Origin of the sequence: Rhizobium sp. G187 (assembly GCF_051549525.1) — a bacterium.
Lineage (GTDB): Bacteria > Pseudomonadota > Alphaproteobacteria > Rhizobiales > Rhizobiaceae > Allorhizobium.
Genome location: NZ_JBPUGM010000003.1, coordinates 317,231 through 330,827 on the forward strand (window position 1 = coordinate 317,231; position 13,597 = coordinate 330,827).

General features: G+C 61.4%; 10 protein-coding genes. 5 read left to right on the forward strand and 5 right to left on the reverse strand.

The annotated features are described in order from the left end of the window. Nucleotides 1-26: 26 nt before the first annotated feature. The 5 genes from lysS to ACSV9I_RS10745 all read right to left on the reverse strand — a co-directional run bounded on the left by lysS (nt 27) and on the right by ACSV9I_RS10745 (nt 7,040). On the reverse strand, nt 27-1,523 hold the full coding sequence (lysS, locus tag ACSV9I_RS10725; protein WP_438328864.1) for a lysine--tRNA ligase: 1,497 nt from the start codon (nt 1,521-1,523) through the stop codon (nt 27-29). Between the two features lie 169 nt (nt 1,524-1,692). After that, the gene (gltX, locus tag ACSV9I_RS10730) at nt 1,693-3,150 is read right to left on the reverse strand and encodes a glutamate--tRNA ligase (protein WP_438328865.1); all 1,458 of its coding nucleotides are present in this window, start codon (nt 3,148-3,150) and stop codon (nt 1,693-1,695) included. A 445-nt stretch (nt 3,151-3,595) separates the two neighbouring features. Then, nucleotides 3,596-5,377 (reverse strand): SLC13 family permease, encoded by a 1,782-nt coding sequence (locus tag ACSV9I_RS10735; protein ID WP_054157034.1) that lies wholly within the window; start codon nt 5,375-5,377, stop codon nt 3,596-3,598. 145 nt (nt 5,378-5,522) lie between these two features. Then, a complete protein-coding gene (locus tag ACSV9I_RS10740; RefSeq protein ID WP_438328866.1) occupies nt 5,523-6,293 on the reverse strand; it encodes a TerC family protein in 771 nt (256 codons plus the stop codon). Between the two features lie 108 nt (nt 6,294-6,401). Continuing rightward, a complete protein-coding gene (locus ACSV9I_RS10745) occupies nt 6,402-7,040 on the reverse strand; it encodes a TetR/AcrR family transcriptional regulator C-terminal domain-containing protein (RefSeq protein WP_438329134.1) in 639 nt (212 codons plus the stop codon). 212 nt (nt 7,041-7,252) lie between these two features. On the opposite strand from ACSV9I_RS10745, the gene ACSV9I_RS10750 reads away from it, so the two are divergent. From ACSV9I_RS10750 to xylB, 5 genes are all read left to right on the forward strand, one after another. Beyond that, nucleotides 7,253-8,452, forward strand: a complete 1,200-nt coding sequence (locus ACSV9I_RS10750) for an HlyD family secretion protein (RefSeq protein WP_438328867.1) — start codon at nt 7,253-7,255, stop codon at nt 8,450-8,452. Between the two features lie 34 nt (nt 8,453-8,486). Next, nucleotides 8,487-10,076: a DHA2 family efflux MFS transporter permease subunit gene (locus ACSV9I_RS10755; RefSeq protein ID WP_438328869.1), complete on the forward strand. Its 1,590-nt coding sequence runs from the start codon at nt 8,487-8,489 to the stop codon at nt 10,074-10,076. Between the two features lie 98 nt (nt 10,077-10,174). Then, nucleotides 10,175-10,822, forward strand: coding sequence for a hypothetical protein (locus ACSV9I_RS10760; RefSeq protein WP_438328870.1), 648 nt, complete (start codon nt 10,175-10,177; stop codon nt 10,820-10,822). A 120-nt stretch (nt 10,823-10,942) separates the two neighbouring features. Further along, entirely contained in the window at nt 10,943-11,968 is a 1,026-nt protein-coding gene (locus tag ACSV9I_RS10765) for a LacI family DNA-binding transcriptional regulator (RefSeq protein ID WP_438328871.1), read from the forward strand. Between the two features lie 27 nt (nt 11,969-11,995). Then, nucleotides 11,996-13,450, forward strand: coding sequence for a xylulokinase (gene xylB, locus ACSV9I_RS10770; protein WP_438328872.1), 1,455 nt, complete (start codon nt 11,996-11,998; stop codon nt 13,448-13,450). Nucleotides 13,451-13,597: the final 147 nt, after the last annotated feature.

Genomic DNA, 13,597 nt, shown 5'->3' on the forward strand with positions numbered 1-13,597 from the left:
TTTTCGTTTGTTGAACCTGCGCTCGCTCAATCGTTGCGATTGCGGCGCGCCGGGAAAAGGATGATGTCGCGGATCGACGGGGCGTTGGTCAACAGCATGACGAGGCGGTCGACGCCGATGCCGAGGCCGCCGGCGGGCGGCATTCCCTGGTCGATGGCGTCGAGGAACTCGTCGTCAAGCTGCTTGTCCTTTTCGCCGCGCGAATGGGCCTGTTCGAGCTGCTCGACCATGCGCTTGCGCTGCTCTTCCGGATCATTGAGTTCGGAGAAGGCGTTGCCGACTTCCCAGGCGTTGCAATAGGTCTCGAAACGCTCGACGAGGCGCGGCTCGCCCGGCACTTCCTTGGCAAAGGGCGAGATGTCCTTCGGGAAATGCGTAACGTGTGACGGCTGGATCAGCGTGCCCTCGACCTTTTCTTCGAAGATGAAGGCAAGGCATTCGCCCCAGGTCCAGTCCTTTTCGACGGCAAAGCCGGCGGCCTTGGCGGCGGCACGGGCTTCTTCGTCGGTCTTCATCGCGAGGAAATCGATGCCGGTTGCTTCCTTGACGGCATCAGGCATGGGCACGCGCTTGAACGGGCCCTTGAAGGAGATTTCCTTGTCGCCGAAGGTGATGTCCGTCGTGCCGTGGATCGAGACGGCAAGCGTCTCGAACATGCGTTCGACGAGGCCCATGATGTCCTCGTAGTCGGCATAGGCCCAGTAGCATTCCAGCATGGTGAATTCGGGGTTGTGGCGGGTCGACACACCTTCGTTGCGGAAGTTGCGGTTGACCTCGAACACCTTGTCGGCAAGCCCTGAGACCAGCGTGCGCTTCAAGAACAGTTCCGGCGCGATGCGCAGATACATATCCATCTTCAGCGTGTTGTGGTGTGTCTTGAAGGGCTCGGCTGTCGCGCCGCCATAGACGGTCTGCAGCATCGGCGTTTCGACTTCGAGGAAGCCTTCGGCCTCCATGAAGCGGCGAATGCCGGAGACGATCTTCGAGCGCTGCTGGAAGCGGAGCTTGGATTCCTCGTTGGTGAGAATGTCGAGGTGGCGCTTGCGGTAGCGTAGCTCGATGTCGGCAAGACCATGATACTTCTCCGGCATGGGGAGAAGCGTCTTGGTGAGCATGGTGATTTCATGGGCGTTGATGGTGAGCTCACCACGTTTGGTGCGACGGACCTGGCCCTTGACGCCGATAATGTCCCCGAGGTCGATCATCGGCAAAAGCGCGCGGGCTTCTTCCGGGGTCGTGTCCTTATGGGAGAAGATCTGGATCTTCCCCGAGGCATCATGGATATCCATGAACATGCCGGAATTGCGCGAGGAATAGACGCGACCTGCGACAGTGATGATGTCTTCCGACGTCTCGTCCAGTTCCAGACCCGCGTACTTCTCGGCGAATTCCGCGTTGGTCATCGTGCGGTGGAAATGCGCCGGATAGACGTCGCCCACGGTTTCGCGCAGCAGCGCAAGCTTCTGGCGGCGGACCTCTGTCGGGTCGGAGGAGAGGGCGGTTTCGGTCTTCTGTTCGGTCATCGTGTGAATGCCTCTTGCGGCTGTGTTCGTTTCAGTTCGCCGGTGCGGCTGGCTCGGTCAACCCTCCTCCTTGTGGGGAGGGTCGGAGCGAAGCGACGGGGAGGGGAGGCGTCTTGCTCGGGGCAAAAACCCCTCCCCAACCCCTCCCCACAAGGGGGAGGGGCTACCCTCAGTTCTGCGCACCCGCCATCGCGGTCAGCACCTGGATCGCAATCTTCAGCCGCTGGCGCACGACCGAGCGGCCGAGGAGCGCCATCGAGTCAAACAGCGGCAGCGAGCGCTGGCTGCCGGAGACGGCGACGAAGAGGGGCGGGGTGACAACGCGCAGCTTCTTGTTCAGGCGTTCGGAGATCGCGCGGAGTTCTTCCTCGATGGTCGTGACGTTCCATTCAAGGATCTTTTCGAGATCCGCCTGGACGGTGGTGACGATTTCGAGCGTCTCGGCCGGGCTGGTTTTTAGGCCGCCAAAGGAGGCGGGCGAAAGACCAACGTCGTTGGCAAGCAGGAAGCCGGCGAGCGGCGGGACTTCGCCGAGCTTGGTGACGCGGCTCTGGGCGAGTTTCAGGCCTTCGACGAGACGGTCATTCTCCATCGACCAGTCGAGCACGCGGGCGACGAAGTCTTCCGGTGTCAGCTTCTCGCGCAGCCAGCGGCCGTTCAGCCAGTCGAGCTTCTGGATGTCGAAGATCGCGCCGGCCTTGGACAGGTTGTCGGGGTCGAACTTTGCGATGAGCTCTTCCATAGACAGCAGCTCTTCGCCTTCGGCGATCTGGATGAAGAACAGGCCGAGGAAGTTCATCAGGGCTTCCGGCAAATAGCCGAGGGCCGAGTAGTAGGAGATCGAGGTCGGGTTCTTGCGCTTCGACAGCTTCGACTTGTCGTGGTTGCGCATCAGCGACAGGTGCATGAAGACTGGCGGTTCAAGGCCGAGATGCCTGTAGATGAGGATGTGCTTCGGCACGGAGGCCAGCCACTCTTCGCCACGGGCGACGTGGGTGATCTTCATCATGTGGTCGTCGACGACGTTGGCCATGTGATAGGTCGGCATGCCGTCGGCCTTCAAGAGGACCTGCATGTCGACGCTTTCCCACGGGATCGAGACATCGCCATAGACGCCGTCGTGGAAATCGCAGGAACCTTCTGTCGGTACCTTCAGGCGAATGACATGCGGCTCACCGGCGGCCACGCGGGTGGTGACTTCCTCGGCCTTCAGGTGCAGGCAGTGACCGTCATAGCCCGGCGGCTTGCCGGCCGCGCGCTGTGCCTCGCGCATGCTTTCCAGGCGTGCGGGCGTGCAGAAGCAGTGGAAGGCACCGCCATTGTCGAGCATCTTGTCGACGAAGGGGCGGTAGAGATCCTTGCGCTCGGACTGGCGGTACGGGCCGTAGGGGCCGCCGACATCTGGGCCTTCCGACCAGGTGAGGCCGGTCCATTTCAGGGCGTCCAGCACCTTCTGTTCGAATTCGGCCGTCGAGCGCGTCGCGTCGGTGTCCTCGATGCGCAGAATGAACTCGCCGCCGAATTTCTTCGCGAAGAGGTAGTTGAACAGCGCGATATAGGCGGTGCCGACATGGGGCTCGCCGGTCGGGGAAGGTGCGATGCGGACGCGGACGCCGGAATTGGTCATGGAACTCAGCTCGTGGTGCGTGCGGGGACCCGGCGGATGCCCGGTCTTCAAAGGGGATGCGAAGGATGCGTTTGGCGGTGGGGCAGGCTGATCTTTGCCAGTGCCCATGCCTCTTCCGCCGGCTGGCCTTAGGCCATATTCAGGCGATTGCGTCAAGGAAAACCGAGGCAAACAGGTTGCTGCCGCCACCGGCCTGCCTCTGGCTCTAAAAAAAACACGAGGTGGCATGGAACCAGAGGCCATGGCGCTCGTTTCTTAGCCAGAACGCAGGTCGTGCCAACCGGACGCGACGGGATCAAGGGGAACAGGGAGATTTTTCCGGTTTCTCTCCCTGGCCAACGAATTGGCAGACGAGCCCCTCAACCGTCCGACCTGTGTTCGTCCCCAAGTCCCCGCCCCTGGAACCTGCGCCCGCCGGCGCAGGTTCTTTTTTGCGTTCGGGATTCTATTGCACCGGCCAGACGTAAAGCAGTGCTGGAACGGCCACCAGCAGGACCATGAAGGAGAGGGGCAGGCCAAGCCGTGGATAGTCGGAAAACTTGTAGCCGCCCGGACCCATGACCAGCGTGTTGCACTGATGACCAATCGGAGTGAGGAAGTCGCAACCGGCGCCGATGGCAACTGCCATGAGGAAGGCCTCCGGCTTATAGCCGAGGCCGGTTGCAAAGCTTGCCGCAATCGGCGCCATCACGAGGACGGTCGCTGCATTGTTCAGGAAGGGCGTGACAGCCATGGCCGTGACCAGGATCAGCGCCACTGTTCCCCAGGCTGGCATGCCGGACGCCGCCACATTCAGCCAGCCGGCGATGACGTCGCTGCCGCCGGTCGTGCGCAGCGTATCTGCGACCGGGATAAGGGCGGCCAGCATGACGAGGATCGGGCCGTCGACCGCGCGGTAGACCTCACTCACCGGAATGACGCCAAAGGCGACCATGGCCAGGGCTGCGGCGAAGAAGGCGATGGCGACCGGTGCGAGGCCGACCGCCGTCGCACCCATGGCGATGACGAGAATGGCAAGCGGGATCAGGACATTGCGCGATGTGCCGAGCAGGATTTCCCGCTCCGCCAATGGCAGGCAGCCAAGTTCGGTCAGGATGGACGGCATTTGCTGGCGCAGACCCTGCAGAAGCACGACATCGCCGGAGCGCAGCGTGATCGCGCCAAGACGTTCGCGCATGCGCTTGCCTTGGCGGCTGACCGCCAGGAGATTGACGCCATAGGTGTGGACAAGGGACAGTTCCTTGGCTGTCTGACCAATCAGCGGCGATCCGCGTCCGACCACGGCTTCGACCGAGGAGAGGTCGCCGCGCTTGCGCCGGTCCGGGCCGCTTTTGCCTGTTCCCTCGTTGCCGAGCGACAGATTGGCCTGGGACACAATTCTGTCGAGGCCTTCAGAAGGACCTTCCAGAAGGATGGTGTCGTCTTCCTGCAGGATGATATCGGGGAAGGGCGAGAGCCGCGTGTCTCCGCGCAGGATGGCCGTTGCGGTCACCTCGCCCTGTGTCAGTTGCAGCAAGGCGTTGAGCGGCTTTCCGACAAAAGCCGACTGGCCGGGGATGCGAGCCTCGGTGGTAAAGTTCGAGCTTTCCAGCGCCTCCTGCAGTGAGGGATTCTGATTTTCGCGCCGGGGCACCAGCCAATAGAAGAAGATCAGAAAGGCAATGCCGCCGACCGTCAGAAGGCCCCCCACGGGGGTGAAGTCAAACATCGTGAAGGATTGGCCCGTCATTTCCTGGCGGAGCCGGGAGACCGCAATATTGGGCGAGGTGCCGATCTGTGTCATCAGGCCACCGAGCAGGGCAGAAAAGGCCATCGGCATCAGAAAAACAGAAACCGGCACGCTGGACTTGCGGGCAAAGCGGAAGGCCACTGGCATCATGATTGCCAGAGCCCCGATGTTCTTGATGAAGGCGGAGAGGACGGCGACTGAAACCAGCAGCAGCAGCATCTGGCCGTGGAGGGAGCTCAGGGCAGGGAAGAACCGCTTGATCGCCAGGTCGACCACGCCGGAGCGGGCAACACCGGCTGATACAACAAGGGCGCTGCCGACAATGATAACAAGATCGTCGGAGAAGCCGGCAAAGGCATCTTTCGGCGTGACGAGGCCAAGCGCGACCGATGCGATCAGCGCGCCGCAGGCGATGACGTCATATCGCAGCTTCTCCCAGAGGAATGCCGCCATCATCACGGCAATGAGACTGAAGGAGAGTATCTGCTCGTATGTCATGGTGCCCCGGCGTTGGTGACGCGTTGGGTGAAGGACTAGAACCTGCCTCCAATTCAGGCAAGAGCAAAGGGTTCCCAAGATGTTACTGTGCGAAAAAAAATCGGCCCGCCGAAGCGGGCCGATCATAGTGCCATATGAGATGCGCTCAGTGGAGCGATGATGCAGTGGCTTTGGCGACGGCGCGGTTGCGCTCGCGTTTGCGTCGGGCAAACATATTGAGGACCTCGACCAGTGCCGAGAAGGCCATAGCGGCGTAAATGTACCCCTTGGGCACATGGAAGCCCATGCCTTCGGCAATCAGGGTCGTGCCGATCATCAGGAGGAAGGCCAGCGCCAGCATCACGATGGTGGGGTTCTTTTCGATGAAATTGGCGAGCGGTGTCGCTGCGACAAGCATCACGGTAACGGCAGCGAGAACCGCTATTACCATGATCGGAAGATGGGGCGTCATGCCAACGGCGGTGATGATGCTGTCGATGGAGAAGACGAGGTCGAGCAGCAGGATCTGGCCAATCGCGCTGGCAAAGGTCGTGGAGGCGGAGGAGGCGATGAAATCCTCTTCCTGGTCGACCGGGTCGACATTGTGGTGGATTTCCTTGGTGGCCTTCCAGACCAGGAACAGGCCGCCGGCAATCAGGATCATGTCCTTCCAGGAGAAGCCGTGACCAAAGAGCTCAAACACCGGCGTTGTCAGCTGGACGATCCAGGCGACCGTTCCGAGCAGCGCAAGGCGCATGCCGAGTGCCAGGCCGATGCCGATGCGGCGTGCCTTTTCGCGCATTTCGGCAGGCAGCTTGTTTGTCAGGATCGAAATGAAGATGAGGTTGTCGATGCCGAGCACGACTTCCATGACCACGAGGGTCAGAAGGGCGACCCAGGCGGCGGGATCCTGAAGGAGGACGGTGATCTGTTCCATGAATGACTTCCGAGCGAGAAAAGGGCCGGACAGACATGGTGCAGGACTTGGCATTTGACAAGATGTCGCAACGCCTTCGTGCCGTTATCGCTTGGTCTGCTCGGTCGCTCAGATAGCTCGGTCGCGGCGACCATAGGCTGCCAGAAACACCGCCAGGCCGCTTTCGATGACGCGAGCAATCTCGTCGTCGGATGGCCGCTGCTCGTAATCGTTGAACAGAGAGCCTTTGAAGAAGGAGCCCGCCGTCAACTCGATGAACTGGCTGGCTGCCAGCGAGGTATCGTCAATATAGAAGACGCCTGCTTCGACATGCTTGTCGAGATAGTTCTTCAACACCGATCTGGCATTTGTCGGAGAGCCGGCGAAGAAGCGCTGACAGAGCGTTGGCATGCGGTCGACAACCCCGAGCAGGATGCGCATGGCGGGGATCATCTCGCTATCAAAGATCTGGCGTGCGAAGGCGTGGCCGAAGCGGCGCAGCCCCTCGATCGGTTCCGGGCTTTGAGCAAGGAGTTCACGGATGCTTTCGGCGAAGAGGCCCTTGGCGCGTTCAATCAGGGCGGCGAAAAGCTCTTCCTTGCTCTGGAAGTAGACGTAGATCGTACCCTTGGACACGCCAGCTTCGCGCGTCACGTCGTTCATGCTGGCGGCGTCATAACCCATCTTCATGAAGACACGCTTGGCGCCATCGAGGATCTGGCCACGTTTCACCGGATCCGCACCGGCGGCAAAGCGGCCGGCAATCATCCGGGCGCATGGGTCTTTTGCGTCCGCCGACGGCTCCTGCGCCGCACCTACTTCGCTCTTCAATTCTTGCATCGTTAACCGTTCATCTGGTGAATGCACGTGTTGCCCGATCTTCATCGATCTACCTCTTGATATGGACGAGAAAACCTTTTATGTCAATCGAACCGAACGGTTTAGTTCGATTAACAATTCTCTTACTCCCGGTCCCAGACATGTCCGCCACGCAAAGATCCACCGCCCTTCGTTCGAACTCCGCACCCGTCGAGGCTGACGAAGCCGTGTCGGAGACAGGTCGGGAACCGGGAAGCCCATCCGAAGTCGCAGGCCCTGAAGCCCTTGTTGCTCCGGCCGCGAAGAAGCGCCGCAGCCCTGTCCTCCCGGTAATTGCCCTGGCGCTTCTCGGCGCCGCCGGTTGGTATGGTTATGGCTGGTGGACCGAAGGTCGCTTCATGGTGTCTACCGAAGATGCCTATATCCAGGGCGACATCGCGATCATTTCGCCGAAGGTCTCCGGCTATGTTGCTAAAGTGGATGTGAAGAGCAACCAGGCTGTGCGGGCTGGCGATCCGCTGGTAACGCTGGATGGCGGCGACTATCAGATTGCGTTCGATCAGGCCGAAGCCAATCGTCGGAGTGCAGAGCTCGCGGTCAGCCGTATCGATGCCCAGATCATTGGTGGCGATGCGAGCGTTGCTCAGGCCAAGGCGCAACTCGGCGCCTTGCAGGCAGCCGTCCGTGGTGCTGAAATCAATGCTAAGCGCGCCAGTGACCTCGCGTCGAAGTCGGTTGGCACGACGGCTGATCTCGACAATGCCTCGGTCGTGCTGGAACAGGCCAAGGCCAATCTCGTTGCCGGAGAGGCGGCTGTCGCGTCGTCGGAAGCCAATCTGTCGCTGCTGAAAGCACAGCGCGATGAGGCGCTGAACAGCATCAAGGTTGCTGCACTGGCGGTCGACAAGGCAAAACGGGACCTCGATTTCACAGTCCTCAAGGCCCCATACGACGGTATCGTCGGCAATCTTTCGGTACAGACCGGCGACCTCGTCTCGGCCGGCAAGCGACTTGCCGCGCTGGTGCCGACGAGCGAGCTTTTCATCGAGGCCAATTTCAAGGAAACCCAGATTGCGCATCTGGAGCCGGGTTCCAAGGTCAATATCCATGTCGACGCTTATGGCGATCAGCCGCTTGAGGGCACCGTGACCTCCATCGCGCCTGCTTCGGGTGCCGTCTTCTCGATGCTGCCGGCAGAAAACGCGACAGGCAACTTCACCAAGGTCGTGCAGCGGGTTCCGGTCCGCATCGCGCTGCCTAAGGAGGCTTTGGCTGAAGGTCACTTGCGCGCAGGTCTGAGTGTCATCGTCGATGTTGACATGCGCACTGCACCGGCTGCGCAGGCGCTGGCTGCCAAGTAACGTCGGGTCGATCAGCTTTCGAAAGGGCCGTGTCATGGCCGCAGCAACAGCACAGGGTGCCGTTCCCGCATCCGGGTTCGGCGCGGAAGAACGCATGGATCCGAAGCGCCTCGTCGCCTTTCTGGCGATGGTCTTCGGCATGTTCATGTCTATCCTCGATATTCAGATCGTTTCGGCTTCGCTGTCCGAGATCCAGGCCGGCCTTGGAGCCGGTTCGGACGAGATCGCCTGGGTGCAGACGTCCTACCTGATCGCCGAAGTCATCATGATCCCACTGTCGGGCGTTCTTGCCCGCATCCTGTCGACGCGGGTTCTTTTCACCTTCTGTGCGGCCGGTTTCACCCTGGCCAGCGCCCTGTGCGCGACGGCGACGAATATCGAGCAGATGATCGTCTACCGTGCGATCCAGGGCTTTATCGGCGGCGGCATGATCCCCTCCGTCTTTGCGGCCGCCTTCACCATCTTCCCGCCCTCTAAGCGCAATATCGTCTCGCCGATGGTGGGACTTGTGGCCACGCTTGCACCAACGGTTGGCCCCACGATCGGCGGCTATATCAGCCATGCCATGTCCTGGCATTGGCTGTTCCTGATCAACGTCATTCCTGGCGTCCTTGTTGCGGCTGCCGCCTGGAGCCTGATCGACTTCGACAAGCCCGACCTGAAGCTTCTGAAGAAGTTCGACTGGTGGGGGCTTGTCGCGATGGCGATCTTCCTCGGTACGATGGAATTTGTGCTTGAAGAGGGCAATAACAAGGACTGGTTCAACGACCATCATATCGTCATGGGCACGGTGGCCATGGTGGTGGGCGGCGCGATCTTCTTCTGGCGCGTGTTCAGAGTGGAGTTGCCGGTCGTTGATTTGCGAGCCTTCTCCAATGCCAATTTTGCGTTCGGCTCGCTGTTTTCCTTCGTGATGGGGGTCGGGCTCTATGGTCTGACCTACCTCTACCCACTTTATCTTGGGCGTATCCGCGGTTACGACTCGCTGATGATCGGGGAGACCATGTTCGTCTCTGGCGCAGCAATGTTCATCACCGCTCCGATTGCCGGCATCCTGTCGAGCAAACTCGATCCGCGCGTGATGATGATGATCGGCTTCGGCGGTTTCGCCATCGGTACTTATATGATGACCGGGATCACGGCCGACTGGGACTTCTACGAATTGCTGGTGCCGCAGATCCTGCGTGGCTGCTCGTTGATGATCTGCATGGTGCCGATCAACAATTTGGCGCTTGGCACTCTGCCGCCCGAGCGCATGAAGAACGCGTCCGGCCTGTTCAATCTGACGCGCAACCTTGGCGGCGCGGTAGGGCTCGCAATCATCAATACCATGCTGACCCAGCGCTCGGACGATCACTATGCAAGGCTCTCCGAGCAGCTTCACTGGGGCAACCAGTCGGCGCTCGACTGGCTTGCCAGCGTTGGCGCGAACTATGACGGTTATGGGCTGGACGGGACGGCAGTCGCGGTTCAGAAGCTGTCCGGTGTTGCCACCCAGCAGGCGTGGCTCCTGTCCTTCATCGACGTGTTCCTGACGCTTACCGTGCTCTTCGGTGCTCTCGTGGTGCTTGCCATGCTGTTGCAGAAGCCGAAGTCCGCAGCGCCGGCGGGTGCCGGTCACTGAGGTTGTGCCCGGATTTACGATTCTCGTTTTTGGTGTAGTATTTCTCGTGTGCAACCTCGGCAATCCTGCCGGGGTTGGTTGGCACGAGGAGCACGCAAATGAACGAGCAAATCGCAGCGCAGGCCCTGGCAGATTTTGTCAGCCGCTATTCCGGCATTCATATCGAATCCACGTCGTCAACCCCGGTGAACTACAGTGGCGTTCTCTACAATGTGGACGGCAGCACCCCTGATCCAAAGATCGACGGTGCGACCTGGAAACAGTTGTTGATCAACTATGGCATCAACAGCACCTGCTATGTGACGTCTCCGCTGCCGGGTGGCAGCACGAGCCATCCGCAATTCAGCGTCGGCGGCCATATGACGGCGAACGCCGACGGTTCCGTGCCCACGGGCGGGTCCTGCTACCTGATGCCGCTATGCTATTGGCATAACAGCACGTCGAACAATGGTGTGGCCTTCCAGCATACCAATACCTATATGCTGCAACTCTCCGGATATATGCAGGGCGAACTTGCGGCCACCTTCCTCGCACGCATGCCGGGGGACGCACCCTTGCGGATAGTGGGCGCTGACGGCAACCAGTTGACGATCCAGCCCGCCGACGGGCCAGGCCTCTCGGCGATGAAAACGCCGGGCGTGACCGATGAGCCTCAGCTCGCTCTTCCGCCTCACTACATCGTATTCCGGCAGGTCGAAGAGGCGGGGCGCATGCGTTATGTGATCGAAGAAGTCGCTCTGCCGTAGCTCTTCCTTGCTCACCGTAAAGCGGCGATTGCAGGGTCTTCGACAAATTCTGAGGTACGTACATCGGAATCTGATTTACGTACCTCATTCTCTGGTGTAGGACAGGCGCCGGAGGAGAGCATGAAACCCACAGTCCACGATATCGCCACTCGCGCGGGCGTCAGCCTTGCCACGGTCGACCGCGTGTTGAACCGGCGTCCGGGTGTGAGTGCTTCGACGCGTGGCAAGGTTGACCAGGCGGTCATGGAGCTGGGTTTCGTGCGCGATGTGGCGGCGGCGAACCTTGCCAAAGGGCGCGTTTATCCGCTGACCTTCATCATTCCCTTCAACGACAATTCCTTCATGCGCGGTTTGCGCGCGACGCTTGAGGAGGCCCGGGACAGGGCTGCCGTTGAGCGGATCGCGATCCGGCTCATTGATGTGCCAGCCTTCGATGCGCCGGCGCTCGCTCAGGCGCTCGATCAGGCGGCGGCGGAAAATCCCGCCGGCATTGCCTTCGTCGCCGTCGATGCGCCGGAGGTGGCGATGGCTGCCCAGCGTGCCGTTACAGCCGGCATCCCGCTCGTCACGCTTGTTTCTGATCTGTCCGGCACGCTGCGGGATCACTATGCCGGCATCGACAATGCCGCTGCCGGGCGGACGGCCGCGAGCCTGATCGGACGCTTCCTCAGCGGGCGCCGCGGCACGGTCGCTGTTCTCGCCGGGTCTATGCTGGTCCGCGACCATCGTGAACGCTGCGATGCCTTTGCCAAGGTGATGACGGATGATTTTCCCGGCTTCGGACTGCTGCCGGTGCTGGAGGGGCGTGACGATCCGGCAACGGTCGAGGCCATCGTTGGAGATCTCTTTGCGCAACGCGACGACATTGTCGGGCTCTACAGTCTGGGGGCCGGCAATCGCGGGCTTGTCCGGGCGCTCGCGAAGCTTGCACCTGCCGACCGGCCGGTGGTGATCGCGCATGAGTTGACCGAGACGACGCGCGAGGCTCTGCACAGCGGGCTGATCGATGCCGTGCTCAACCAGGATGCGGGCCATGAAGTGCGCAGCGCCATTCGCGTGCTGAAGGCGAAGGCCGATGGGCTTCCGGTGGTCACGGCCCAGGAGCGCATTCGTATCGACATATTCTTGAAGGACAATCTGCCCTGAAGGCAGAGGCAATGAGGAGGCTACCCCATGTATCTCGGACTGGATCTCGGCACGTCGAGTGTCAAGGCGATGCTGATCGATGGCGACCAGCGGGTGGTTGGCGTCGGCCATGCGGCCCTTACCGTGCAGCGGCCACATCCGGGCTGGTCGGAGCAGGCGCCTGGTGACTGGCTGACCGCGACGGAAGAAGCCGTTGCGGCGCTGAAGGCAGCACATTCGAAGGAGTTGGCGGCGGTGAAGGGTATTGGCCTATCCGGCCACATGCATGGTGCAACGCTGATCGACGCGGCCGATCAGGTGCTGCGCCCTTGCATCCTGTGGAATGACACGCGCTCCCATGCCGAGGCAGCGAGCCTCGATGCCGATCCACGTTTTCGGGCACTGACCGGCAATATCGTCTTTCCCGGGTTTACCGCGCCGAAGGTTGCCTGGGTGAAGAACAACGAGCCTGACGTCTTTGTCCGGGTGCACAAGGTGCTGCTGCCCAAGGATTTCCTCAGGCTCTGGCTGACGGGGGAGTATCTCTCCGACATGTCGGATTCGGCCGGCACCAGCTGGCTCGATACCGGCAAGCGTGCCTGGTCGCCGGCACTGCTGGAAGCCACGGGCCTGACCGTCGAGCAGATGCCGGGTCTCGTCGAAGGTACGGATCGCGCCGGCACTTTGCGCGCGGAACTGGCGGCGAAGTGGGGGCTGGGCGCTGATGTTGTCGTCGCCGGCGGGGCAGGTGACAATGCAGCCTCTGCCTGCGGTATGGGGACGGTTGCCGAAGGTCAGGCTTTCGTGTCGCTCGGCACATCTGGCGTGCTGTTCGCAGCCAACGCCTCCTACCTTCCGAAGCCGGAAAGTGCAGTCCACGCCTTCTGCCATGCTCTTCCGAAGACCTGGCATCAGATGGGCGTCATCCTCTCGGCCACCGATGCGCTGAACTGGCATTCGGGCGTCACCGGCAAGTCGGCCGGCGATCTCACGGCCGAACTCGGCGACACCTTGAAGGCGCCATCAGGCGTGACCTTCCTGCCGTATCTTTCGGGCGAGCGCACACCGCATAATGACGCCAAGATCCGCGGCGCCTTTATCGGGCTTGGCCATGAGAGCTATCGCGCCGTGCTCACCCAGGCCGTGCTCGAGGGCGTCACCTTTGCCATTCGGGACAGCCTGGAAGCATTGAAATCCGCTGGCACGAAGATCAACCGCGTGACGGCGATCGGCGGCGGATCGCGCTCGCGCTACTGGCTGTCGTCCATCGCAACCGCACTCGATATGCCCGTCGACATTCCAGCTGACGGTGATTTCGGGGCTGCCTTCGGGGCCGCACGGCTTGGGCTGATTGCGGCAACCGGGGCTGATCCGCTTTCGGTCTGCACGGCGCCGAAGACGGCTGAGACGGTCGAGCCGGTCAAGGCGCTGACTGGGGCCTACGAGACGGCCTATGGCCGCTACCGGGCGCTTTATCCGGCGATCCGTTCGCTGGGCGGCTGAACCCCTCATCCCCGGCGCAACAAGGTTGCGCCTGACCTGCCGGCACCTTCTCCCCGCTGGGGAGAAGAGAGGAGCGGCAAGCGCCGACATTCTCCTCTCCCCAGCGGGGAGAGGGCAGGGTGAGGGGGAGCCCCACCACTGCCATCA